The sequence below is a fragment of the Pseudarthrobacter arbutini genome, assembly GCF_054510915.1.
The window spans coordinates 134,569-157,476 of record NZ_JBTNDQ010000001.1; the positions used below are offsets into that span (position 1 = coordinate 134,569).

General features: G+C 64.5%; 22 protein-coding genes. 3 read left to right on the forward strand and 19 right to left on the reverse strand.

Translation table 11 applies throughout. The features are described from left to right. Nucleotides 1-131 precede the first annotated feature (131 nt). From nagB to ACX80V_RS00670, 6 genes are all read right to left on the reverse strand, one after another. Nucleotides 132-914 carry a glucosamine-6-phosphate deaminase gene (nagB, locus tag ACX80V_RS00645; protein WP_485841573.1) on the reverse strand — a complete coding sequence of 261 codons (783 nt, stop codon included), beginning with the start codon at nt 912-914 and terminating at the stop codon, nt 132-134. Between the two features lie 44 nt (nt 915-958). Further along, nucleotides 959-2,530 carry a transporter gene (locus ACX80V_RS00650; protein WP_485841574.1) on the reverse strand — a complete coding sequence of 524 codons (1,572 nt, stop codon included), beginning with the start codon at nt 2,528-2,530 and terminating at the stop codon, nt 959-961. Continuing rightward, the gene (locus ACX80V_RS00655; RefSeq protein ID WP_058932027.1) at nt 2,512-3,318 is read right to left on the reverse strand and encodes an ABC transporter ATP-binding protein; all 807 of its coding nucleotides are present in this window, start codon (nt 3,316-3,318) and stop codon (nt 2,512-2,514) included. Before ACX80V_RS00655 ends, ACX80V_RS00650 begins: the two co-directional genes overlap by 19 nt. Before the next feature lie 72 nt (nt 3,319-3,390). Then, on the reverse strand, nt 3,391-4,488 hold the full coding sequence (locus ACX80V_RS00660) for an NADH:flavin oxidoreductase/NADH oxidase (RefSeq protein WP_058932026.1): 1,098 nt from the start codon (nt 4,486-4,488) through the stop codon (nt 3,391-3,393). Then, nucleotides 4,488-5,495: a tetratricopeptide repeat protein gene (locus tag ACX80V_RS00665; protein ID WP_485841575.1), complete on the reverse strand. Its 1,008-nt coding sequence runs from the start codon at nt 5,493-5,495 to the stop codon at nt 4,488-4,490. The genes ACX80V_RS00660 and ACX80V_RS00665 overlap by 1 nt, the downstream gene beginning before the upstream one ends. Before the next feature lie 65 nt (nt 5,496-5,560). Further along, complete coding sequence (locus ACX80V_RS00670; protein WP_485841576.1) at nt 5,561-7,255, reverse strand: DUF8094 domain-containing protein; 1,695 nt, start codon at nt 7,253-7,255, stop codon at nt 5,561-5,563. Between the two features lie 216 nt (nt 7,256-7,471). Between ACX80V_RS00670 and ACX80V_RS00675 the strand changes: the two genes are divergently transcribed. Continuing rightward, entirely contained in the window at nt 7,472-8,800 is a 1,329-nt protein-coding gene (locus tag ACX80V_RS00675) for an AI-2E family transporter (RefSeq protein ID WP_485841577.1), read from the forward strand. 24 nt (nt 8,801-8,824) lie between these two features. Here the strand turns inward: ACX80V_RS00675 and ACX80V_RS00680 are convergent, their stop codons facing one another. Together ACX80V_RS00680 and ACX80V_RS00685 are read right to left on the reverse strand one after the other, a co-directional pair. Then, on the reverse strand, nt 8,825-9,625 hold the full coding sequence (locus ACX80V_RS00680; protein WP_485841578.1) for an alpha/beta hydrolase: 801 nt from the start codon (nt 9,623-9,625) through the stop codon (nt 8,825-8,827). 99 nt (nt 9,626-9,724) lie between these two features. After that, entirely contained in the window at nt 9,725-10,081 is a 357-nt protein-coding gene (locus ACX80V_RS00685) for an Rv1322 family protein (protein WP_485841579.1), read from the reverse strand. Nucleotides 10,082-10,118: 37 nt separating this feature from the next. Between ACX80V_RS00685 and nucS the strand changes: the two genes are divergently transcribed. Both nucS and ACX80V_RS00695 read left to right on the forward strand, forming a co-directional pair. After that, nucleotides 10,119-10,814 carry an endonuclease NucS gene (nucS, locus tag ACX80V_RS00690; RefSeq protein WP_058933052.1) on the forward strand — a complete coding sequence of 232 codons (696 nt, stop codon included), beginning with the start codon at nt 10,119-10,121 and terminating at the stop codon, nt 10,812-10,814. 335 nt (nt 10,815-11,149) lie between these two features. Beyond that, complete coding sequence (locus ACX80V_RS00695; protein WP_011692441.1) at nt 11,150-11,353, forward strand: cold-shock protein; 204 nt, start codon at nt 11,150-11,152, stop codon at nt 11,351-11,353. 142 nt (nt 11,354-11,495) lie between these two features. Here ACX80V_RS00695 and ACX80V_RS00700 read toward each other — a convergent pair whose 3' ends face one another. The 11 genes from ACX80V_RS00700 to atpB form a co-directional block, all read right to left on the reverse strand. After that, a complete protein-coding gene (locus ACX80V_RS00700; protein ID WP_485841580.1) occupies nt 11,496-14,045 on the reverse strand; it encodes a bifunctional lysylphosphatidylglycerol flippase/synthetase MprF in 2,550 nt (849 codons plus the stop codon). Next, nucleotides 14,042-15,349 carry an alpha/beta hydrolase gene (locus ACX80V_RS00705; protein ID WP_485841581.1) on the reverse strand — a complete coding sequence of 436 codons (1,308 nt, stop codon included), beginning with the start codon at nt 15,347-15,349 and terminating at the stop codon, nt 14,042-14,044. Before ACX80V_RS00705 ends, ACX80V_RS00700 begins: the two co-directional genes overlap by 4 nt. Nucleotides 15,350-15,353: 4 nt before the next feature. After that, nucleotides 15,354-15,785 carry a DUF2550 domain-containing protein gene (locus tag ACX80V_RS00710; protein ID WP_056349397.1) on the reverse strand — a complete coding sequence of 144 codons (432 nt, stop codon included), beginning with the start codon at nt 15,783-15,785 and terminating at the stop codon, nt 15,354-15,356. Between the two features lie 10 nt (nt 15,786-15,795). Continuing rightward, on the reverse strand, nt 15,796-16,080 hold the full coding sequence (locus ACX80V_RS00715; RefSeq protein WP_056349400.1) for a F0F1 ATP synthase subunit epsilon: 285 nt from the start codon (nt 16,078-16,080) through the stop codon (nt 15,796-15,798). A 1-nt stretch (nt 16,081) separates the two neighbouring features. Continuing rightward, complete coding sequence (atpD, locus tag ACX80V_RS00720; protein ID WP_141140965.1) at nt 16,082-17,536, reverse strand: F0F1 ATP synthase subunit beta; 1,455 nt, start codon at nt 17,534-17,536, stop codon at nt 16,082-16,084. A gap of 81 nt (nt 17,537-17,617) precedes the next feature. Next, nucleotides 17,618-18,511 (reverse strand): F0F1 ATP synthase subunit gamma, encoded by an 894-nt coding sequence (locus tag ACX80V_RS00725; protein WP_248759992.1) that lies wholly within the window; start codon nt 18,509-18,511, stop codon nt 17,618-17,620. Between the two features lie 74 nt (nt 18,512-18,585). After that, complete coding sequence (gene atpA, locus ACX80V_RS00730) at nt 18,586-20,223, reverse strand: F0F1 ATP synthase subunit alpha (protein ID WP_248764123.1); 1,638 nt, start codon at nt 20,221-20,223, stop codon at nt 18,586-18,588. 83 nt (nt 20,224-20,306) lie between these two features. Next, a complete protein-coding gene (locus tag ACX80V_RS00735) occupies nt 20,307-21,134 on the reverse strand; it encodes a F0F1 ATP synthase subunit delta (RefSeq protein ID WP_485841582.1) in 828 nt (275 codons plus the stop codon). Further along, entirely contained in the window at nt 21,134-21,685 is a 552-nt protein-coding gene (locus tag ACX80V_RS00740; RefSeq protein ID WP_056349412.1) for a F0F1 ATP synthase subunit B, read from the reverse strand. The genes ACX80V_RS00735 and ACX80V_RS00740 overlap by 1 nt, the downstream gene beginning before the upstream one ends. A gap of 52 nt (nt 21,686-21,737) precedes the next feature. Then, complete coding sequence (atpE, locus tag ACX80V_RS00745; protein WP_011775261.1) at nt 21,738-21,956, reverse strand: ATP synthase F0 subunit C; 219 nt, start codon at nt 21,954-21,956, stop codon at nt 21,738-21,740. 79 nt (nt 21,957-22,035) lie between these two features. Further along, nucleotides 22,036-22,836, reverse strand: coding sequence for a F0F1 ATP synthase subunit A (gene atpB / locus ACX80V_RS00750; protein ID WP_058932012.1), 801 nt, complete (start codon nt 22,834-22,836; stop codon nt 22,036-22,038). Nucleotides 22,837-22,908: the final 72 nt, after the last annotated feature.

A 22,908-nucleotide genomic window follows, 5' to 3' on the forward strand; every position in this document is an offset into this window, starting at 1 on the left:
GTCCCGGGACGGAGGACGTTCGACGGCGGGAGGACCGTTTTGCACGCACCGCACCCGCCGCTGTCGGCTGTCCCGCGCAACGGCGCTATGCACCCGCCCGTGGTGTGTGGCCGGAATTACAGCTCCTGGAATTACAGACCCTGCCAGGCAGGTTTGTGATCGTACGTATGCCGGTAGAAGTCGGCGAGCTTCAGCGACGATGCCGCGGCCTGATCCACCAGGATGGTGGCGTGCGGGTGGAACTGGAGGACCGAGGCCGGGCAGATGGCCGCGACGGGTCCTTCCACGAAGTCGCGGACGGCCGGCGCCTTCTGCGCCCCGGTAGCGATGAGGACAACGTGCCGGGCCTCGAGGATGGTGCCCAGCCCCTGGGTCACCACGTGGTGCGGCACCTCTGCCAGGCTGCCGAAGAACCGGGCGTTGTCCCGGCGGGTCTGCTCGATCAGGGTTTTGATGCGAGTCCGGGATGCGAGCGAGGAACCAGGCTCGTTGAAGCCGATGTGGCCATCCGTACCCACGCCCAGGAGCTGCAGGTCCACGCCGCCCGCTGCCCGCATGGCCTCCTCGTAGGCGGAACAGGCCGCGGGCAGGTCCGCGGCCGCCCCGTCAGGCGTATGGACGTTGCCCTCGGCGATGTTGACCCGACTGGTGAATTCCCGCCGGATGACTTCCCGGTAGGACTCCGGATGCCCGTGGTCCAGCCCCACGTATTCGTCCAGGGCAAAGGCATGGGCATTGCTGAAGTCCAGCCCGTCACGCTGGTGCCGCGCCGCCAGCTCGTCGTACACCGGCAGCGGCGATGACCCGGTGGCGAGGCCCAGTACGGCGGTGGGCTTTCGCCGGAGCAGGGCCTCGATGGCATCGGCGACGAGCTGTCCGATCTGCTTGCTGCCCTGGAGGATGACAACTTCCATGTCCGGCCGCCTTTCTGGTGCTTTACGTCTGGTGCGTTACGGAGTCAGCGGTTGACGGTCAGTTGGGCCAGCAGTTCGGGTCCGCGGGCATCAAGCCACTTTCCACCCAGCCGAATGCCCGCACCAAACAGCGCCAGTCCCAGCATCAGGCCGACGGCCAGGTTGGCCCACCCGAACATGGCATTCCCCGTGACCAGCTGCGCGATGAGCAGGCTCACCTCGGGCAGGACCAGCAGGCTCAGGACGCCCATGCCGGCAAACTGCACCACCAGGGTCTGCCCTACGTTGCCCGGGGGTTTCTTGAACGGGCTGTCCCCGGGCAACGGGACGGCCACCGTGTAGCGTGCCGACACCACGGACGACAAGCCAAGCCCGGTGAAGAGGATGCCCAGGCTCAAGCCCAACTGGCCGGGCAGTTCCGACCAGCTGCCGGTAAAGAAGTACTGGCCCACTGCAAAGATCAGTACCACGGGCAGGGCAAAAGCCAGGCAGGCCAACGCCCTACCCAGCCGGTCGTCCACACCGCGGACGCCCGTGGCCACATGCAGCGCGAATGCCGTGTTGTCATAGGAGACGTCCGCTGAGATGGACCAGGCCAGCAGAAAGGCAGCCAGCGGTGCAGCCACCGCCAGTACTCCGTAGTCACCGGACTGGCTGCCCTGGAAGACCAGCAGGATGGGGAGCAGCGGGACCACCACCAGGGAACCGGAATAGCGGGGATCGCGCAGCCAGTACGTCAGCGCGCGCGCTGTTACTGCACCGGCCGGTGTGGCCGGCAGCAGGTCGAACAGCCCCAGTTTGCCACCCTTGCGGCTCCCGCTGCCGGCGTAGGGCGGGTTGACCAGGGCCCGTTCAAGGAGCAGTTTCCAGCACCAGGACAGGACTGCGAGGGTTGCAGCGGCGATCACGAGTTTCAGTGCGGCCGCTCCCGGGCGGCCAACCGCAACATCACCACCGAGGGACCACGCGGCACCAAGTGGTGTCCAGGACAAGGTGGCAGCCAGCTCCGGGAGGAAACCCGTCGAGGCGGTGATGCCCCTGCCCACGCCAGCGACAATCGGGCCCATCAGGACCAGCGGGACCATAAACGCGACGGCGCTGACATCCTTGAACCGGCGCGACGACGCCAGGCTGGCGGTGGCGGTGGTGACCACTTTGGACAGGACAATACATGTCAGAACGCCGACGGCGGCACCCACCAGTGCGGCAACCGCGGGAAGGGGGCCACGGGCCCAGGTCCACACGGTGGCGAGCGCTGCGAGCGCGGTGGCCAGGCCAGGGATGCCGATCAGCCCGCCGAGGGCCAGCCCCGTGAGCAGTTGGCGCATGGGGATGGCGGAGGTGGTGAAGCGGGCAGGGTCCAGGGTCAGGTCCGCGGCGGACGCGACCACCGGAATGAGGCCCCAGCCGAGGAGGGCCGCTGAACCACCAAGCACCACAACCGTCTGGGCCAGTTCGGGGTCTTCAGTGCGCAGCAGGACCAGTGCCGCGACCATTATGCCCACCAGCCCCAGGGCATAAAGACCGCCGAACGCCAGGCCGACGAGCTGCCAGGGGCTGCGGCGAAGGCCGTTCCGCAGCAGGGTCAGTTTGAGCCTTAGGAGGTGCGCAACCATTCCAGGCCTTCCGTGTGGTTGCGTCCGCCGACCAGCTGGACAAACCTTTCTTCCAGCGTTGCGCCGGCGCGGACTTCGTCCACGGTCCCGGTGGCGAGGAGCCTGCCGGCCGCCACCACGGCGACGTGGTCGCACATACGCTGGACCAGGTCCATAACGTGGCTCGAGACGATCACCGTCCCGCCGGAAGCTACATAACTGTCCAGGATGGACCGGATGTTGGCCGCCGAGACGGGATCCACGGACTCGAAGGGCTCATCGAGCACCAGCAGCCGCGGGGCATGGATCAGGGCCGAGGCCAGGGCGATCTTTTTTGTCATGCCTGCCGAATAATCCACCACGAGCGTCCCGGCGTCCTCGCTGAGGTCCAGGGCCGACAACAGCTCCCCCACACGCGAGGCCACCACGTCTTTGTCCATGCCACGCAGCAGCCCCGCGTACGTGACCAGCTGCTCGCCGGTGAGCCGGTCAAAGAGACGGACACCGTCAGGGAGGATACCCATCAGCTTCTTGGCCTCCAGCGGCCGGGCCCAGACGTCCACTCCGTGGACAACCGCTGTGCCGAAGTCGGGCCGCAGCAGGCCGGTGGCCATGGACAATGTAGTGGTCTTGCCGGCACCGTTGGGCCCCACAATGCCAAAGAATGAACCTGCCGGGACGTCGAGGCTGATGCCGTCCACGGCGATTTTTCCGCCGAAGCGCTTGGCGAGGCCGCGGATGGACAAGGCAGGAACCGGCCCGGCGTGCACCACCGGATCGGAGTGGGGATCAGGATGCGCAGCAGTCATGATGCCAGCCTAGACCCAGGGCCCTGCCGAAGGGGTCCTCCCGCGGGAGTAGTGCCAAAGGCGTAGGGAACCCTAGAACGAATGCCGCGGCATGGCCCGTTCGTACTGCGGTGCCCAGGGGAGGTCATGCCCCAGTTCAAACGCCGCACGGAGCCACCAGTGCGGATCCCGGAGCGCGGCCCGGGCAATAAACACGCCGTCGGCCTGCCCGGTGGCCACGGCATGCTCGGCCTGGCCTGCGGAAGTCAGCAGGCCCACGGTGCCTGTGGGGACACCGGCTTCCCGGCGGATGCGTGCGGAGAACTCCGTCTGGTAGCCCGGACCCGGCCTGATGTCCTGATGGGCCACGGCCCCGCCGCTGGAGACGTCGATGAGGTCCACTCCGTGCTCTGCCGCCTGGGCGGCCAGCCGAACCGAAGCCTGGACATCGACGCCGCCCGGCGCCCAGTCGGTGGCTGAAATCCGCAGCAGCAGGGGCATGGATTCGGGGATGACGTTGCGGACGGCATCAACGACGGCGAGCATCAGCCGGTTCCGTCCGGCCTCATCCCCGCCCCAGGAATCGGTCCGCGTATTGATCAGCGGGCTTTGGAACTGGTGCAGGAGGTAGCCGTGCGCGCCATGGATCTCCACGGTGTCGAACCCGGCGTCCACGGCACGCACTGCGGCGGCCGCGAAGTCGGAAATGACGTCCTGGATCTGCGCCTCGGTCATCGCGGCGGGTTCGGCAAAGCCGTCGAAGGCAAGCCGTGACGGCCCCACCGTGGGCCAGCCGCCGTCGGACTCCGGGACGCTCCCCCGCTGCCCGGCGAACGGCCAGTAGGCGGACGCTTTCCGGCCGGCGTGGGCAAGCTGGGCGCCGATCTTCGCTTCCGCGGCACCATGCCGGTGCACAAAGGACGTGATCCGCTGCCAGGCCTCGGCCTGTTCGTCGTTGTACAGCCCGGCATCGCGGGGGCTGATCCTGCCGGCCGCGTTCACGGCGGCCGCCTCAGTGAGGATCAACGCGGCGCCGCCCGCGGCGAAGGAGCCCAGATGCATCAGGTGCCAGTCGTTCGGAACCCCCGGGGCGCCGTCGGGACCGCAGCTGTACTGGCACATGGGTGATACCCAGCCGCGGTGCGTGAGCTCCAGGGAGCGGAGCTTGAGCGGCTGGAACAGGGCCGGCACTAGAACAGGACCCTGGCGAGTCCTTGGCGTGCCTTGGCAACACGGGGGTCGGACGTGCCCACCACGTCAAAGAGCTCCAGGAGGCGTACGCGGGCAGTCTCCCGTTCCGGGCCGAAGTTCCGGCCGATGAAGCTGACCACGCGGTTCAGCGCGTCCTCCACGTGGCCGCCGGACACGTCCAGGTCCGCCACGCCCAGCTGGGCGGCCAGATTGTCAGGTTCGTTGGCGGCGAGGGTACGCAAGGCTTCCGAGTCCTCGGCGGAGAGCGGCTGGAGCCGGGCCATCAGCTCCACCTGGGCCAGGCCGGCCTTGGCCTCGGCGTCGGCGGGCATTTCCAGCAGGGCCTGCCGGTAGGCCACGGCGGCGGCCTCATAGTCGCCCGCCTCAATGGCGTCGAACGCGGCCTGGTGCAGCGGCGGAAGAGGTGCTGGTTCGGTCTCCATGGGCGCACTGCCCCCGCCGAGGCTGCCCGTAACCCCATTGGCGGCCGCGACTTTCAGCAGTTCATCCAGGAGGGGCCGGATCTGGGATTCCTCGGCGCCGCCTTGGAAGAGCGGTACGGGCTGGCCTTTGAGGACGGCGACGGCCGTGGGGACGGCCTGGACCTGGAAGGCCTGTGCCAGCTGCGGGAAGGCTTCGATGTCCGCCGCACCCAAGACCAGGCGGCCGCCGTAGCTGTTGATGACCCGCTCCAGCGAGTCGAGCATCGCGGCGGATTCCGGCGAGTACGCGGCCCATAGCGCGAAGACCACCGGAACCTGGGCGGAAAGCTCCACGAGTTCCTGGAAATTGCCTTCGGTGACAGTGACCCGCAGCGGTGCCGCGCCGTCGTCGGGCGTTACCGCACCCGCTTCTGCGCTGGCACCCGCATCCCCGGGAACAGGGGGATTGCCGGGAGCCGCAGGCGGCGCCTGGCGCTGTTTCAGGGATGAAAGGTCGACGGCGCCACGCAGGTTAAGCAGGCTGGCAGCGGCGGGAGGGACTGGGCGGGAAGCTGGCGAACTCATGCTTTCCACTCTAGCCACTCCGGCCGCTGCCGGGGGTACTGCATCTGGGACTGGACCCTGCGGGCCTATTTGAAGCTTGCGCCTACCAGCCCGCGCGTTGCGGCCACCAGCTTGATGGGATCCGTAGAACCTGCCGGCGGAACGTAGACCGCCATTGATTCAGCAAAGTTCAGGACCATGCCGGTGGTGGTTTCCTTGCCGCCGGCGAGCGCCGCGGCGTCGTCGCCGATGGTGAGCTTGTCACCGGAGGCCTTGGGCGTGCCATCAAAGCCGAAGTTGATCCGGCCCAGCACGAGCGCCCCGCCGTCGGCCGTCCGGAACACCACAGTGCTTTCCGGTACTACCTTGTGGGTGAAGGAGAAGTTGCCGTTTTCGCCGGACTTGACTACCTCGGCCTGGTAGGAAAGCGTGTCGGCGATGTACGGCGAGGATGCGCCCTCCACGAGCTTGTCCTTGAAGCTCGACTCTGAATTCGTCAGGCGGTCGGCCAGCCCGGCCAGGGCTTCTTCGCCGCTGTACAGCAGGCCGGATTTGTCGTTGGCGGCCAGCGTGTCGGTGCCGTTCCGGCCGATGGCGGGGAACGTGGTTCCCGGCTGCAGCGGGGTGGTCTCGGTCAGCTTGTAGTTCTCCCGCGGGGAGGGTTGGACCAAGGTGAGCAGCTGCGGGACGACGTTGCCGTCACCCTGCGTAACGGCGAGGACTGAACGCGGCCAGCTGCGGTCGCTGGTGACCACCGTGGTGAGGAGCTTCGTGGAACGGACGGGCATCCGGGCTTCATAAGTGCCCACCTGGGAACGGATCTTGTAGTTCTGCGTACGGACCTCAAGCTCCGTCCCGGCTACGCGCTCTGCGAGCATGGCCGCGTCCTTTGCGGCGTCACCGGCGTCGGCGGTGCTGGAGACCTGCTCCAGGATCCTGCGGAACTGGGCGTCCAGGAGGACCGGCGCGGCCCCCTGGGCGGCCTCCGGCGATGCTGATTCGGGAGCCGGCGCGGGCGTGGTGGCAGCGCTCGCAGCAACACCCGTTCCGGCCACAACAAGGGCGGTCACTGCGGCGGTGACCATGCCGCCGGACACCATGCCGAGCCGTGAGGCGGACCTTGCCTCGGCCTTGGCCCGGGCGCGCCGGGCGAACAGGCTTCCCGTGCCGTTGCCTTCACCGTCCCGCTTGCGTGCGGACAGGACCACCAGGGCAATGCCGGCGAGGATCAGCAGGCCGCCAATCACCATCAGCGGGATGGCCCACGGGGTGGAGGTGTCATTCGGGAACGTCATGGAGACCGACGACGGTGCGGGCTTGGTGCCATCGGACGCCAGCAGCAGTGACCATTCGCCGTCAGCGGGCGGCGTCCACGAGTACTCCAGCTCACCGCTCGCGTTCTCAGTGGAAACCCAGAGATCGGATCCGGACGGATTCGGCGCCGTGGCGTCGCCGTCGGCGTGCTCAACCTGCAGGGATTTGTTGTCCTCGGAAACCCCAGTGATGGTGTTGTGGGCCGTCGGGCCCACCCAGGCGTCCACGTCGTCAGGCCGGCCGGCCGCGAGCATGAAGTTGCCGTCGCCTTCGATCTTGATCTTCACCGTTCCGCCCTGCGCGGTGCGCAGGTCCTGGTCGATGACGGTCAGTGGCGCCTCCGCGGCATCTGCCGGGGCGGAAGCCGTAAAGGTCTCGGAGGGAGCCCAGATTGTCTTCTGGCCAATACCGGCCAGAAGTGTCAGGAGGCCGAGCAGCACGAGTGCAACTGCAGTCTTGAAGCGCAAAGGAAACACCTATCATTCGCGGGGGTTTACTTTCAATAGTAACCGTTTTGTTACCAGAACCCCCGTTTGGGCGCCAGCGGGGTCCGGAATCGGCGGCGCCCGGGCGGCCCGGCGGGCGCCCTCGCTCCTGTTGGCAAGGCTGCTGATAGTGTTTGCGATGATCATCACACCGGCCCGCAAATGCGGCGCCACGCACGGAACAGGCCCCAGAATCCAGTGACTGACAAGACGGAAGAGTCCTCCACGGGACACGAAAATCAACCGGCCGCTGGCGCTTTGGAATCCTCGCCGGACACGCCTGCGACGGCGAAGCGACGGGGCTCCGCAGCTTCGGCCCTTGGCCAGCTTGTTCGGCGCCTGCGCCAGCCGCTGCCGGGCGCCCAGCCCAGGCTCCGGTTTGAGATCCCGCCGGAATACAACCACACGGAAGAACCTGCCGGCACCGAAGACGGCGGGGGTGGCGGTGCCGGCGGGACAGCCGCGCAGTTTGGCCGTCCGGGTCCCCGGATGTCGATGCAACATCCCCTTTACATGGGCTTCATGGGCACCGTAGGGGTGGGCCTTGCACTGCTGGTCTACTGGATCGGCTCCAACACCACCCAGCTGCTGCTCTGGATTGTTGCTGCTCTGTTCATTGCCCTTGGCCTGGAACCCGTGGTGGGCTGGCTGGAGAACCGCCGCATTCCCCGCCCGGTCGGCATTCTTCTGGCCGTCCTTGTCCTGGTAGTGGCTGTGGGAGGGTTCTTCGCTACCCTCATTCCCACCATCGTGGAACAGGTCACCCAAATTGTGGTGCAGGCACCCACCTGGGTACGGGACTTCATCGACTCTGAGTTCTTCCGCAATCTTGATAACGAGTTCGGGGTCCGCGACCGCATCAACGAGGAACTCGACAAATTCGTCAATGATCCGGCGGCGATGGGCGGGATCTTCGGCGGGGTGGTGGGCTTCGGTTCCACCCTGGCCAACGGTCTCTTCGGCACGTTGATCGTCCTGGTCCTGAGCCTCTACTTCCTGGCCGCCCTTCCAGCCATGAAGAAGTGGGGCTACCGGCTGGCCCCGCGGTCTCGCCGGGCCCGGGTGGAAGCCCTCTCCGAGGAGATCACCCGTTCCGTCGGCAACTACGTGATCGGGCAGGCCTGCGTGGCATTGCTCAATGCCACGTTTGCTTTCATCGTGATGTCCATTGTGGGTGTCCCGTTCGCCCTCTTGCTGGCCTTCGTGGTGGCCCTGCTGGCCTTTATCCCCCTGGTGGGCGGCATGATCGCCGGCGTTGTGGTCCTGCTGATCGCCTTGACGGTCGGGTGGCAGACTGCCGCCGTCTACGGCATCTGCTACTTCGCCTACCTCCAGTTCGAGGCCTACTTCATCTCGCCGCGCATCATGCAGAAAGCCGTGGCCGTGCCTGGCGCCGTGGCCGTGATCTCCGTGATTGCCGGCGGCAGCCTGCTGGGAGTCCTGGGCGCGCTCATCGCCATCCCCACGGCGGCCGCCATCCTGCTCCTGGTCAAGGAGATCTACATCGCCCGCCAGGACAAGCACTAGCGGACAGGCACTATCGGGCAGGCACTAGGCTGCTGCGGTAGCCACCGGGCCGTTCCACAGTTGCGGCAGGCCTTCGGGTCCGGAGCCCGCTTCCGTCACGTCGTCGACGATTTCATTGAGCACGCGGGAAGCGTATTTCTCCCCCACCCAAAGGTGCTTGGCGCCGTCGACGCCTACCACCCGGGCCTGCGGCACCAAGCTGAAACGTTCAGCGGCGGCGGCGGGCTGAAGATAGTCGTCATGCTCCGGCACAAGGACGGTGAGCGGCTTGGCGGAGTCCGCCCAGAGGCGCAGGTGGGCGTCCGTTGCGCGGTGCAGCGGAGGTGACAGCAGGACGGCACCTTCAACCTGGCTCGCCACCGGCTCAACGGCACCGTACATCAGCGCCAGCTCGGTGCCGAAGGACCAGCCCACCAGCCAGCGGTTGGGCAGTTGGCGTTCGACGGCGAAACGCACCGCCGCCTCAACGTCCTGCCGCTCGCCAATCCCCTCTTCGAAGGAACCTGCGCTGGTTCCCCGCGGCGACTCCGTCCCGCGCGTGTTGAAACGAAGCACAGCCACGCCGGCCAGGGCCGGAAGCCGGTAGGACGCCTTGCGGTACACGTGCGAGTCCATAAAACCGCCGTGCGTCGGAAGCGGATGCAGGGTGATCAACGTCGCGGTGATCTGGCCGGACTCGGGCAGCGCCAGTTCCCCCACCAGAGTGTGGCCATCTTCGGTGCGGAGCTCGATGTTCTCGCGCCGGGCCGGCAGCACCGTTGACGCGCGGATGGGTGCGGGCCCTGTTGGCTGGCTGAATTCGAACGACGCCGGATCAAAAGTCATGCCTGCCAGCTTAGCGACTCCCGGCGGCCGCCAGGCGCAGTGCGCTGGCTCTTAATGCGGCTTCTCCGGGGCGGAGCCGTTCGCCCGGGCTATTCCGAGTCAGCGGTAACGGTAGGTCCGGGACAGCCAGCAGTTGGTGTGCCAGTGGCGGCGCTCAGCGAGGCCTGCGGCCGCACCGAAGATATGATCGTCCTTCCACACCACCAGGTGGGCGATGCCGGGGACAACAGCGGTGGAGCAGCCGGGGCAAATATAGGTCTTTTCGGCGTTCCTGGCAGTCATGGTCCTGACCGTCCATTCGCCGTCGGGCGCGCTTTCCCGGCGGGCGATTCCAGCCCGCGCCCGCTCCAAATCCAACTCCGGAACGTCGCCGTCGCCCTTCTTGCCCACCGGCTTTCCGCCAGCTATGCCCGGCTTTCCGGAGGCAGGACGACGGGGACGGTTGGAACGCGGCATGCCTCCATTCTGCCCCAGCCCCGGTAGTGTGTACGGCGTGCGACTTGTCATAGCCCGATGTTCAGTTGATTATGTTGGCCGGCTCAAAGCCCATCTCCCCCTTGCCACCAGGCTCCTGCTGGTCAAGGCCGACGGCTCGGTGCTGGTTCATTCCGACGGCGGCTCCTACAAGCCGCTGAACTGGATGAGCCCGCCTGCCACCCTGCGGGTGTCCTCGCCGGAGGACATTGACCTGGAGCTTGGCGTCACGGAACAGTGGACCGTCCAGTCCGCCAAGACCGATGACCGCCTGATCATCAACATCCACGAGCAGCTGCACGAGTCCTCCCACGACCTCGGGGTGGACCCCGGTCTGATCAAGGACGGCGTCGAAGCCGACCTCCAGCGCCTGCTTGCCGATCAGATCGAGACGCTGGGCTCAGGTTTTTCGCTCATTCGCCGCGAGTACTTCACCGCCATCGGCCCGGTGGACATCCTGGCCCGTGACGCCAGCGGGGCCACCGTGGCCATCGAGCTGAAGCGGCGGGGCGACATTGACGGCGTGGAGCAGCTCACGCGCTACCTTGAACTCCTGAACCGCGATCCGCTGCTGGCCCCGGTCCGTGGCATCTTCGCTGCCCAGCAGATCAAGCCGCAGGCCAAGGTGCTGGCCAACGACCGCGGCATCGACTGCATCACGCTGGACTACGACGCCATGCGCGGTGTGGACGATAGCGACTCCCGGCTTTTCTGAGGCCCGCTATCCGCTTTTATGACGCCGAGTTCCGCTTTTCTGACGCCGGATATCCGCACCGGTGACGCCTTCGGCCCCCTGACAAGGGGATTCATCCTTTTTATACGCAAAATTTGCCGTATTGGCCGTTCAGACCGTTGACCTGACGGAATCGGCGTGAAATTCTTAGACCAGTCTTTGTGTAGGTGTTTTTATGCTCGCAAGACATGTTGCGAGCGCGAAGCTCCTGCAGCGCAGGTTCCCAGGAACGGCATTGAAGGATTCTTCTCGCGGAGTGACCGAGTCCGGCACGAGGTGTGTCGGACTTAGACAAGTTCCATAATGAGGAGAAATAAATGGCACAGGGAACCGTCAAGTGGTTCAACGCTGAAAAGGGCTTCGGCTTCATCACCCCGGATGACTCCGATGGCGATGTCTTCGTTCACTACTCGGAGATCCAGACCGGTGGCTTCAAGACCCTCGACGAGAACCAGCGCGTTCAGTTCGAAATCGGTCAGGGTGCCAAGGGCCCCCAGGCTACCGGCGTAACGCTGGTCTAGTCCCCCGCCCGGCGGCCGCCGTCTGCGTGGCCTCCAGCGAAGAAAAGATCCCCAGCATCCGTGCCGGGGGTCTTTTCTTTGTCCGCAATGTCTTTGTCCACCGTGACTTTCCAGTCGCAAATCGTTCGTGCCGCTGTGAGGATCAGCTTCCCTGGCCCACGAGGCCCCGGACCAGCCGTGCCCCCTGCCGCAGCGAAAGGCCGGGCAAATAGGCCCGGGTGAGCGCCCGTCCGATCGCCGGCAACTGCAGCGGATCCTGGTAATACAGGTAAAGGGTTCGGTACTCGGGTTTGAAGCGTGATTTGAAAGCCGCCAGGGACCGGAATCCGTAGACCGGTTCGAGGGCGTGGCCCACCACATCGAGGATGCGGACGAGGTTCTCTGCCGGCACCGGCTTCCCCGGCGTTTCGTCGCCGGGCCGACTGGCGAGCGGGGACCCGGAGAGCGAGATCACCTCCACGGATTCGCGCAACTCCAGGACCGCCGAAGCAATGAGGAACTCCATCACCCCGGGGAATCCGTCAGCACCCCGGCGCATAACGTCCAGAGTGCGGCTGACCAGCGTCCCGCCGTCGTAAACGGGCAACCAACTGGTGACCCCGTGCACATGGCCGTCGCCGTCCACGGCCAGGCAGCAGAGCACTTCGTCGTCCATCAGCTCATCCATGCCGCCGAGCGTGAAGCCCATTTCCGGAACTGACTTGCCTGCCGCCCATTCCTCCGACACTTCGCTGAGCCGGGCACGCAGGGCGGACGGCAGCCCGTGGTAGGTACCCCAGACGGCATTGACGCCCATCTTGGCGGCGCGGTTGCGGGCAGTCCTGACGTTCTGCCATTCCTTGCCCGTGAATTCAAGTTGCCGGACGGACAGCCTGGTCTCCTGCGCCACCGACACGCGCTGGAAGCCCCGGTCCTGCAGCAGGGGCCACAGCGTGTCATCGCATGAGTAGAAGGCCGGGATGAGCGCACGGTTGCCGCAGTAGGAAAGAAACCCTTCGGCGGTTCGCTGACGGGAGTCGGCCGCACCGAAGGGGCCCGCCAGCGTCAGGGCGACACTGCCGTGCAGCTGGTAGGCGACGGCGCCGCGTGCATCCGGGCTGAACCAGTACCGGTTGGGCTCCCAGAGGGCCATCCACGACAGTGAATCGCCACCCTCGTGCAACAGCTTCCGGGCCGCGGCCCTGTCGTCGTGGCCCGAATCGCTGCCATGGTGCCGGCCCAGGAGCACGGACCAGACGCCGGCTAAGGCAACAAGCCAGAAGACCGGTCCGGAATAGCCAAAAATCAGGGACTCGAGGCCGTCCCGTTCAGCAAAAACCCGGTGGTAGAGATTCGGAAGTGGAACCGGCAGATACTGCCTGGACAGTTCAGCCAGCAAGCCCAGCAAACCGCCGTCGCGCGTCATTCCCCCAGCGGCAAACCAGGCCAGGGCGTAGCTCCCGGCCAGGAGTAGCCAGACGCCACCCACCACCGCCAAGAGCCGACGACGGGCGGCAGGGATCGTCTCGACGCGGAACTGGCGGCGGTTAACCCAGAGCAGGACCGCCAGCAGCAGTGGGACGATCACCAAAGGCAGGATGTGGACAAAACCCGAACCCATGGCGGCCGTATGCGGCCGCGCCGGATAATGCGGGATCAGCGCGAACAGGGCCAGGTAGACGGCGGCCATCGCCGTGACCGCCAACTGAAGGGCCAACGTGATGCGCAGTGCCATGCGGCGGCCGCGGCGCATTCCGTCAGCACAGATGAGGAGCAGAACCACCGGTACTACTGCCAGGGCGAGGCCAAAGGGTCCGGCGAAGCCCGTCCGCCCCACCTCCAGGCAGGATGCCTCCACTGTTGCTCCACAGTTTGCTTCGAGCTGTCCCAGCGTTGGCATGGGGTTCAGCACCACGTCCCGGAGCAGCGCCAGCGGGCCGGTGGGCGTCCGGGCAACGGCGGTAAGGATGGGGCCCACGGCGAACACGGCCACCGTCAGGGCCAGCAGGTTCCTGGTTTCCCTCCCGCTCGAGCGGGGCGGATGAAGCTGGCCGTGGTCGCTCTGGTTCCACCAGCTGGCTGCGAGACCCACCGCTGCACCAACCAGCCCGATGACGGTCTCTGCATGCCCCACGTACAGGACCAGCAGGAGTGACACCGAGAGCAGCGCCGTCCGCAACCGCCGCCGCCACAGGACAGGGATCCTGCCGCTCGCGGCGAGCGAAGCCGCAAGGACAGCGGCGTAGGGACCGATCAGGCTGTTGTCCGCCATCAGCCCCAGCCAGCCGTCTCCCGCGTACCTGGCCAACTGTGTCAGGAGCAGGAAGACTGTGACAGCAGCAAACTGGCCACCGAGGAAAAACGCTGCCGCCTGAAGGGACCCGAGGTTCTTCTCGGCCAGGCCCAGCAGCAGCAGGATCATCAGGGACGCCACCAGATAGGCCAGGGGGTTGGTGGCAAAGAACAGTGACGTCACCAGGGACCACCAGTTGCCGGCCTTCAGGCCCGGGGCGCTGACGCCTGCGAGGGATAGCAGCTCCTCCGGCGGCCCGCTGAGGAAGCTGCCGGTTGCCGCCCCGACCAACAGGAAAATCCCGAGGATACTGAGGGTCAGTGGCACCGACCGGAGGTAACCCCACATTCTTCGGCCAGCCGGAAGCAGGATGGCTGACCAGAGCAGGGCCGGCGCACGGGATTCGCCAGCTTCCCTCATTCGGTCCACCCCCAGTGTGCGGCCAGCAGCTCAAGCCCATTGTCCATGCCGGGAGTCAGCACGTCCCACGAATGGCCGATGTGAGCCACCACGTCCGAGCCCACGGTGAAACCTGCCCCGCGGGCCGCCGCCTCAAGGATCCGCAGATTTGCCACGAACTCCGGATCTGTGGCCCCGGCCGCGAAATACGCCACGCTGCCAGGATATTGGCGCTCCTTCAACAGCGTCAGCGGTATCTGGGCATCAAAGGCAGCCGTGTCGCCGTGGAAGGCCGCATCAACCGTTTTCTGGCGTTCCTTGGCCAGCGCAGGCTCGCTCTCGCTGGAAAAGGCGAGAACACCCGTGTACAGCTCCGGGTGGCGGGTGGCCATCTGAACTGCGCAGGTGGCACCAAAACTGAAACCGCCGATTGCCCATTGCCGGTGGTCGGAGTCCACGTCCAACGTTCCCGAGATCCATGCCGGCACGTCCACTGCGAGGTATGTGTCTGCCTGGGCGATGGCGCTGTCCATGCAGAGATTGTTCGCTGACTGGTTGCCGTTGGGATCAACCACCACAACAACAGGCGCCACTCCCCCATGCCGGGCGGCGAAACTGTCCATGCGTGCCGGGAGCGACCCGCCGGTCAACCAGTCGGCAGGGCCGCCGGGCTGGCCGGGCACCAGAACCAGGACCGGAAGGCTGGGACGGTTCGAAGCAAAGTAGGCCGGTGGCAGGTAGATGTACGAGTCGCGTGCCTGGAGGCCCGAGGACGTTCCTGGGATGGATGCGGTGCGAACAACGCCGTCGGCAGGGACCTCATTGGCGGGTTTCCATCCGTCCACGGGCGTGGCAGGGTTGTCCGGCCGGCGCATCAGCTCCTGTTCCAGGGCCGGGATGCGGCTCAGCGCCGTTCCTGTCAGGTCCGCAACTGTCCGGTTGAGGCCGAAATACGCGTTGATCTGCACAGCGGCCAGGAGCACCACGGCCAGGAGGGCGAGCACATCCAGCGCTCGGCGACGCCACGACGCCGTGGGGAGCCGGAGCAACACCAGCAGGAGGGCGGCCACGGCCGCAAACACCCAGGCCAAGACGTCGAACGGCAGTTCTTCTGGAAAGGTTGAGGCCCAGTAGATGAGGACCCAATGGACCAGGAGCACCACGACGGCGGCGGCGGCCGATGCGGCGGCAACGCTGAGGAACCAGCGGCCGCGGCCAAGGGCGCGCGGGGGCCAGACCAGGGACAGTGCGGCGGCGGCACCAAGGACCCAGGCGGCCCAGTACACCGGTCCGTCTGTCAACCGGATATCAGCAATCCAGTCCACGTGGCTAGCGCCAGGTACCCACGCCGATGACCGGCCCGGCTTCCAGCCAGGAGGACAGTCCCGTGTAGGCATCGAATTTCATGGCCAGCCGCAGATCCTGGCCTTCGTACCGCAGCTCGACAATCACGACGTCGGGCTGGACCTTAACGGCCTCGGCCTCGGTGGGCTTGCGGCGGCCCAGCAGCTCCAGGGAGCTGCGCTTGAACTTATGTTTGGGACGCACGCTCAGGGACAGCAGGCGGAACCATTCAAGGTCGTTGTCCTGGTAACGACAAACCCCCATCTGCCAGCTGTTTCCAGCAACGCAAATGGAGGCGTCCACTGTGCCAAGGGCGCGCCGCAGATTGAAGCGGCGCACCCCCGAAAGGCACAGTGCGAAAATCAGCAATCCGAAAACGATTGCCAAGGAGATGAACGTAAAAGTCGGAGCGTCCATCAAGGTCGTGCTAGCGGATCCCAGCAGTAGCCGCGTCACCCAGTTGGGCGTTGTCAGCAACAATCACCACGCGGTTGTTGTCGACGGAGAAGAATCCGCCGTCAACAGCCACGGCAATGCGGTTCCCGGAAACCGGCTCAATGGCCAGTTCACCTTCGGCCAGGATCGCCAGCAGGGGCGAGTGGCCGGGCAGGATTCCGATCTCACCATCGCTGGTGCGGGCCTTGACCATCTTGGCCGCTCCGGACCACACGAAGTGATCCGCTGCGACAATCTCAACCTCAAGCTCAGCCATATTACTTGGTCTGTTCCTGGATCTTGGCCCACTGGCGCTCAACATCGTCCAGGCCGCCGACGTTGAAGAACGCCTGCTCTGCAACGTGGTCAAGTTCGCCGTCGCAGATAGCGGTGAAGCCTTCAACCGTGTCCTTGATGGTCACGGTGGAGCCCTCGACGCCGGTGAACTGCTTGGCGGTGTAGGTGTTCTGGGAGAGGAACTGCTGGATACGGCGTGCACGCGACACGACGATCTTGTCCTCTTCCGACAGTTCGTCAACACCGAGGATGGCGATGATGTCCTGGAGTTCCTTGTTCTTCTGCAGGATCTGCTTCACACGAACGGCCGTGTTGTAGTGGTCCTGACCGATGTACTGCGGGTCCAGGATGCGGGACGTCGACGTCAGCGGGTCTACGGCCGGGTACAGACCACGGGAAGCAATTTCACGGGAAAGTTCCGTGGTTGCGTCGAGGTGTGCGAAGGTCGTGGCCGGGGCCGGGTCGGTGTAGTCATCTGCGGGAACGTAGATGGCCTGCATCGAGGTGATCGAGTGGCCCTTGGTGGACGTGATGCGCTCCTGGAGGAGACCCATCTCGTCAGCCAGGTTGGGCTGGTAGCCAACAGCCGACGGCATGCGGCCGAGGAGGGTGGAAACCTCGGAGCCTGCCTGGGTGAAGCGGAAGATGTTGTCGATGAAGAGCAGCACGTCCTGGTTCTGCACATCGCGGAAGTACTCCGCCATGGTCAGGGCGGACAGTGCAACGCGCAGACGCGTTCCCGGCGGCTCATCCATCTGGCCGAACACAAGGGCGGTGTCCTTGAGGACGCCTGCCTCTTCCATTTCAACCCAGAGGTCGTTACCTTCACGGGTACGCTCGCCAACACCGGCGAATACCGAGGTACCACCGAAGTTACGGGCCACACGGGTGATCATTTCCTGGATCAGAACCGTCTTGCCCACGCCGGCGCCGCCGAAGAGGCCGATCTTTCCACCCTTGATGTACGGGGTGAGAAGGTCAATGACCTTGATGCCGGTTTCCAGCATCTCGGTGGAGCCTTCGAGCGTTGCGAAGGCCGGGGCCTTGCGGTGGATCGGCCAGTAGTCCGCAGCCTGGATCTCGGACTCGTCAACATCCAGCGGCTTGCCGAGGACGTTGAAGATGTGGCCCTTGACGCCGTCGCCGACGGGCACGGTGATCGGAGAACCGGTGTCCACTACGTTGGTGCCGCGGACGAGTCCGTCGGTAGCCTGCAGGGCGATGGCGCGGATGAGGTTGTCGCCCAGGTGCAGGGCAACCTCGAACGTGATGGTCTTGGTCTCACCGTTGAGGGTAATCTCCGTGGTGAGGGCGTTGTAAATCGAGGGGATTGCGTCAGCCGGGAATTCGACGTCGACAACCGGGCCAATAACACGTGCAATACGGCCGGTGGCACCGGACGTTGCGGCTACGTGTTCGGTAGCAGTGGCAGTCATCTCTCTCACTTCACTCAGTAGATGGCGTGGGGGTTTAAGTTTGTTCTTTAGTGCAGGTACAGCTGGACCGGACCGTGCAGGCTAGGACGCGTTCAACGCGTCAGCACCGGCAACAATTTCGGAAAGCTCCTGCGTAATTTCAGCCTGACGGGCAGTGTTGCGCAGACGCGTGTACTTCTTGATGAGGTCCGTGGCATTGTCACCGGCGGACTTCATCGCCCGCTGGCGGGCTGCGAGCTCGGAAGCTGCTGCCTGCAACATGGCGGCGAAAATGCGTGACTCGATGTAGCGCGGGAGCAGTGCATCAAGAACCTGCTCCGCTTCCGGCTCGAATTCGTAGAGCGGCAGGAGGTCCGACTCGGACGCCGCCTGCTCTTCGACAACCTCAAGCGGAAGAAGACGGATAACCGTCGGCTCCTGCGTCACCATGGACTTGAAGCGGGTGTAAACGACATGGATCTCGTCCACGCCGCCCTCTTCGTAGTCTGCAGCGAAGGCTTCGAGCAATGCCGCGCCGACCTCACGTGCAGTTCCAAACTCCGGCGCGTCAGTGTTGCCGGTCCACACGCGCTCGTAAGAAAGGTTGCGGAAGTCGAAGTACGCCTGAGCCTTGCGGCCCATCACGTACGTCTTGACTTCTTTGCCCTCCTCGTGGAGCAGCTCGGTGAGACCGACCGCCTGCTTAAGCACGGTCGCCGAGTAGGATCCTGCAAGGCCGCGGTCTGCACTGATAACCAGGACAGCTGCCCGGCGGATTTGCGTCGGCTCGGTGACCAGCGGGTGGTCGATTTCGCTCTGGCTTGCGACAGCAGAAACGGCACGCGTAATCGCGTTTGCGTAAGGCAGTGAAGCCGCTACGCGTGCGCGGGCCTTGCCAATGCGCGAGGTAGCGATCAGTTCCATCGCCTTGAAGATCTTGCGCATCGACGTGGTCGAGCTGATCTTCTGGCGGTAGACCCGAATCTGGGCTCCCATACTTTTCCTTTCCTAAGATCCCGGTGGCCGGGACTGCCGGAACCTCGGGGTTCCGACAGTCCCTGCCAGCGAAACTAGCGCTTCTGCTTGACGATCTTTTCCTGGTCTACATCGGCTTCCGAGATAGCTTCGTGCTCCTCGTGGCCGGCGCCTACCAGGCGGTTGTCACCTTCACCGAAGAAGCCCTTTTTGAAGGCCACAATCGCGGTCTTCAGTGCAGCCGCGGTGTCATCGTCCATAACGTTGGTCTGCGCCAGCGTGGTCAGGATGGAGGACTTGTGCTTGAGGTGCTCCAGGAATTCGGTCTCGAAGCGGTTGATGTCCTCAACCGGAACCTCGTCGAGGTGGCCGTTGGTACCGGCCCAGATGGACACAACCTGGTTTTCAATCGGGAACGGTGAGTACTGGCCCTGCTTCAGCAGTTCCATCAGGCGGGCGCCGCGGGTCAGCTGCTGGCGCGATGCGGCATCGAGGTCCGATGCGAACATGGCGAAAGCCTGCATGTCGCGGTACTGGGCCAATTCCAGCTTCAAAGTACCGGAGACCTTCTTCATGGACTTGACCTGCGCAGCACCACCCACGCGGGACACAGAGACACCCACGTCGACGGCCGGACGCTGGTTGGCGTTGAAGAGGTCCGACTGCAGGAAGATCTGGCCATCGGTAATGGAGATCACGTTGGTCGGGATGTAGGCAGAGACGTCGTTTGCCTTGGTTTCGATGAGCGGCAGACCGGTCATCGAGCCGGCACCGAGCTCGTCGGAGAGCTTGGCACAACGCTCCAGCAGGCGGGAGTGCAAGTAGAAGACGTCGCCCGGGTAGGCTTCGCGTCCCGGCGGGCGGCGCAGCAGCAGTGAAACTGCACGGTAGGCCTCGGCCTGCTTGGAGAGGTCATCGAACACGATGAGGACGTGCTTGCCGCCGTACATCCAGTGCTGGCCGATGGCCGAACCGGCGTACGGTGCCAAGTACTTGAAGCCTGCGGGGTCAGACGCGGGGGAAGCCACAATGGTGGTGTATTCCAGTGCGCCGTTGTCCTCGAGGGTCTGACGGACAGCCGCGATGGTGGATGCCTTCTGACCGATTGCCACGTAGATGCAACGCACCTGCTTGGTCACATCGCCGGAAGCCCAGTTGGCCTTCTGGTTGATGATGGTGTCGATGGCGATAGCCGACTTGCCGGTCTGGCGGTCACCGATGATCAGCTGACGCTGACCGCGGCCAATCGGGATCATGGCGTCGATAGCCTTCAGACCGGTCTGCATCGGTTCGTGGACCGACTTACGCTGGGTCACGCCGGGCGCCTGGAGTTCCAGTGCACGGGTTTCGGTGGTCTTGATTTCACCGAGGTCGTCGATGGGCTGGCCCAAGGGGTCAACCACGCGGCCGAGGAAGGCGTCGCCTACCGGTACGGACAGAACCTGCCCGGTGCGGTGGACTTCCTGGCCCTCTTCGATTCCGGTGAAGTCACCGAGTACGATGACACCGATCTCGCGGACGTCCAGGTTCTGGGCCAGGCCCAGGGTGCCGTCTTCGAAGCGAAGCAGCTCGTTCGCCATGACCGAGGGAAGGCCCTCAACACGGGCGATGCCGTCACCTGCGGTTGTTACACGGCCAACCTCTACGCGCTCTGCGTTTCCGGGTTCGTAGGACGCCGCGAACTCGTTCAACGCAATACGGACGTCGTCGGCGTTGATGGTCAATTCGGCCATCTGCAGTCCCTGCTCTCCTGTTTTCGTGATCATCGTTGCTCACGATGACCGGGGTTTCGTTTCGTTAAGTTGTGCTTGTCCGGCTATCCGGCCAGTTGGCGGTGAAGCTGTCCCAGCCGGGTGATAACCGAAGCGTCGAGCACTTCGTCACCCACCTGGACACGGATTCCGCCGATCAGTTCAGGATCAACGGTGATGTTGATCTTGAGCTCGCGACCGTACAGGGAATTAAGCCCTGCCTGGAGGCGGGCGAACTGCGTCTCCGTCAAGGGACGGGTGACGCTGACCGTTGCAATCCAGCGCTGCTGCCGTTTGGCTGCCAGCTCCGCGAACCGGGCTACGAGCCGAGTCGCCTTGATGCCGCGGGGCTGGGAAACTGCCTGCGCGATGAGGACTTTTGCTTCCTCGCCTGCGCCGGGATGCAGCTTCTGCGCCAACGTGGTCTTCGCTGCAGCACTGGCCTGCGGCTCCGACAGAGCACGTTGTACCTCGTGGTTGGAGGCAACGGCCTGGTTGAAGGAGAACAGATCGTTCTCCAGCTCTTCCAGCCCAGAGATTCCGGAGGCAGAAACGGCCGACTTGTTTTCAGCAACGGCGATAACCACCGTTGCGGCAAGCGTCTCGAGTGCATCGCCGATATCTCGGGCCGATGCCCAGCGTGAACTGGCCAGTCCGCCCGCGATGTCCGCAGCCTCAGCGGAGACTTTTCCGCCTACAAGCTGCCTGACAAGCGCCGACTTTTCGTCACCGGTGCGGGACGGGTCAGTCAGGGCGCGGCGCAAGCCAGCCGAGCTGTCCACCGTTCCCAGGATTCCGAAGAGTTCCTTAGCCAACTGCAGCGAGGCCAACGGAAGCTTTGCTTCCAGTTGGGTCAGCGCCGTGGTCAGCGATTCGCTCGATACACCTGACATTACTTAGCTGCACCTGCGTTCTGGTTCTCCAGATCTGCCAGGAAGCGGTCAACAACACGGGCGGAACGCTCGTCATCGTTGAGTGCTTCGCCAACGATGCGGCCTGCCAGCGTGGTGGCCAGCGTGCCTACCTCGGAGCGCAGGGACACAACTGCGGCCTGGCGCTCCGATTCGATCTGCACGTGTGCCTGAGCCGTGATGCGGGCAGACTCAGCGGCAGCCTTTTCCTTCAGATCTGCAAGGATCTGGGCGCCTTCAGCACGGGCTTCCTCGCGGATGCGGTTAGCTTCCGCGCGGGCGTCCGTAAGCTGCTGCTTGTATTCTTCGAGGGCGGCTGATGCTTCTGCCTGGGCCTTCTCGGCCTTGGCAATGCCGCCTTCGATTGCCTCAGCGCGCTCTGCAAACGTCTTCTCGAACATCGGGACAACGAACTTGACCACGATGAACATGAGGACAGCAAAGCCGGCGAGGACAACGCCCATTTCCCAGACGTTGGGTACCAGTGGGTTAGTCTCGCCCGCAGTGGCGGCTGAGATGATCACCTGGTTCATATTTCACCCGTCCTTATCTACTCGGTTCTGGATGTTCGCTTGGTTCTGAGGACTAGCTCAGGACGAAGGCGAAGACCAGGCCGAGGATGGCGAGGGCTTCAGTCAGCGCGAGGCCGAGGAACGCGATCGGCTGCAGGACGCGCTGGGCTTCCGGCTGACGTGCTACGCCGTTGATGTAAGCAGCGAACACGAGACCAACACCGATACCACCGCCGATTGCGGACAGTCCGTAGCCGATGAGGTTGAGGGAGCCGTTGATGGTGCCTTCCATTTTTCTTCCTTTCAAGATGCCACCCATGTGGCAGGTTGTTTGGGTTGCTTCATCCCCGTGAGGGGAAGTTTGTGGGTGCCTAGTGGCTGTCCGCGTGCAGGGCGCCTTCGATGTAGATGGCGGTCAGCAGCGTGAAGACGTAGGCCTGCAGGGCCATGATCAGTGCTTCCAGCATGTACATGGCAACTGCGCCGGCGATGACCAGAAGGGAGGTTCCCTTGAGCAGGATGTTCTCCTGCATCACCAGGAACTCAATGCCGGAACCGGCGATCATGACGATCAAGTGTCCTGCCAGCATGGTGGCGAATAGACGGAGGCTGTGTGTGACCGGCCGGACCAGGAAGTTCGAGATGATCTCGATCGGGATCACAATCGGGAGAATGTACACCGGGACGCCGGACGGTACGGTGGCCAGCTTGAAGTACCTCAGGCCGTTCTTCTTGATGCCGATGGCAATCCAGGTGACGTACACAATGCCCGCGAGGACATAGGCGCCGCCGACGTGTGAGAAGCTCGGGAGCTGGATCACGGGAATGGCGCCGTAGATGTTGTTCACCAGAATGAAGAAGAAAAGGCTGAACAACAACGGGACATACTTCATGAAGTCTTTGCCGCCGATAATGTCTTTTGCAATGCCGTTTCGGACAAAGCCATAAGCCATTTCACCAGCGAACTGGAGCTTGCCGGGAACAAGCTGCTGCTTCCGCGCAGCTAGCAGAAAGAATGTGGCGATAATGACGACCGACAGGATTACCAGCAGCATCTGCTTGGAGAATCCGTCAGCCACCCCCCACGGCAGGATTGCCGGCAGGTGCATTTCTTCAATTCCAGGAGGATTGAACTCTCCTGAATCTTGGGCCGGGAGCGCAAGCGCGATCAACGCGTTTCCTCTCTGCAGTGTCCATCATTGGGCGTTGGTCGAGGACCCGCGGAATTGTGCTCCGCAGCTCCC

Coding starts and splice junctions, on each gene's coding strand:
- ACX80V_RS00735 (WP_485841582.1), bottom strand. CDS start 21,134: ATGTCAGGTGTATCGAGCGAATCGCTGACCACGGCGCTGACCCAACTG.
- ACX80V_RS00715 (WP_056349400.1), bottom strand. CDS start 16,080: ATGGCTGAGCTTGAGGTTGAGATTGTCGCAGCGGATCACTTCGTGTGG.
- ACX80V_RS00680 (WP_485841578.1), bottom strand. CDS start 9,625: ATGACTTTTGATCCGGCGTCGTTCGAATTCAGCCAGCCAACAGGGCCC.
- nagB (WP_485841573.1), bottom strand. CDS start 914: ATGGAAGTTGTCATCCTCCAGGGCAGCAAGCAGATCGGACAGCTCGTC.
- atpE (WP_011775261.1), bottom strand. CDS start 21,956: ATGGAAGGCACCATCAACGGCTCCCTCAACCTCATCGGCTACGGACTG.
- ACX80V_RS00710 (WP_056349397.1), bottom strand. CDS start 15,785: ATGGACGCTCCGACTTTTACGTTCATCTCCTTGGCAATCGTTTTCGGA.
- ACX80V_RS00700 (WP_485841580.1), bottom strand. CDS start 14,045: ATGAGGGAAGCTGGCGAATCCCGTGCGCCGGCCCTGCTCTGGTCAGCC.
- ACX80V_RS00650 (WP_485841574.1), bottom strand. CDS start 2,530: ATGGTTGCGCACCTCCTAAGGCTCAAACTGACCCTGCTGCGGAACGGC.
- ACX80V_RS00725 (WP_248759992.1), bottom strand. CDS start 18,511: ATGGGAGCCCAGATTCGGGTCTACCGCCAGAAGATCAGCTCGACCACG.
- atpD (WP_141140965.1), bottom strand. CDS start 17,536: ATGACTGCCACTGCTACCGAACACGTAGCCGCAACGTCCGGTGCCACC.
- ACX80V_RS00685 (WP_485841579.1), bottom strand. CDS start 10,081: ATGCCGCGTTCCAACCGTCCCCGTCGTCCTGCCTCCGGAAAGCCGGGC.
- ACX80V_RS00740 (WP_056349412.1), bottom strand. CDS start 21,685: ATGAACCAGGTGATCATCTCAGCCGCCACTGCGGGCGAGACTAACCCA.
- ACX80V_RS00655 (WP_058932027.1), bottom strand. CDS start 3,318: ATGACTGCTGCGCATCCTGATCCCCACTCCGATCCGGTGGTGCACGCC.
- atpA (WP_248764123.1), bottom strand. CDS start 20,223: ATGGCCGAATTGACCATCAACGCCGACGACGTCCGTATTGCGTTGAAC.
- ACX80V_RS00695 (WP_011692441.1), top strand. CDS start 11,150: ATGGCACAGGGAACCGTCAAGTGGTTCAACGCTGAAAAGGGCTTCGGC.
- ACX80V_RS00665 (WP_485841575.1), bottom strand. CDS start 5,495: ATGAGTTCGCCAGCTTCCCGCCCAGTCCCTCCCGCCGCTGCCAGCCTG.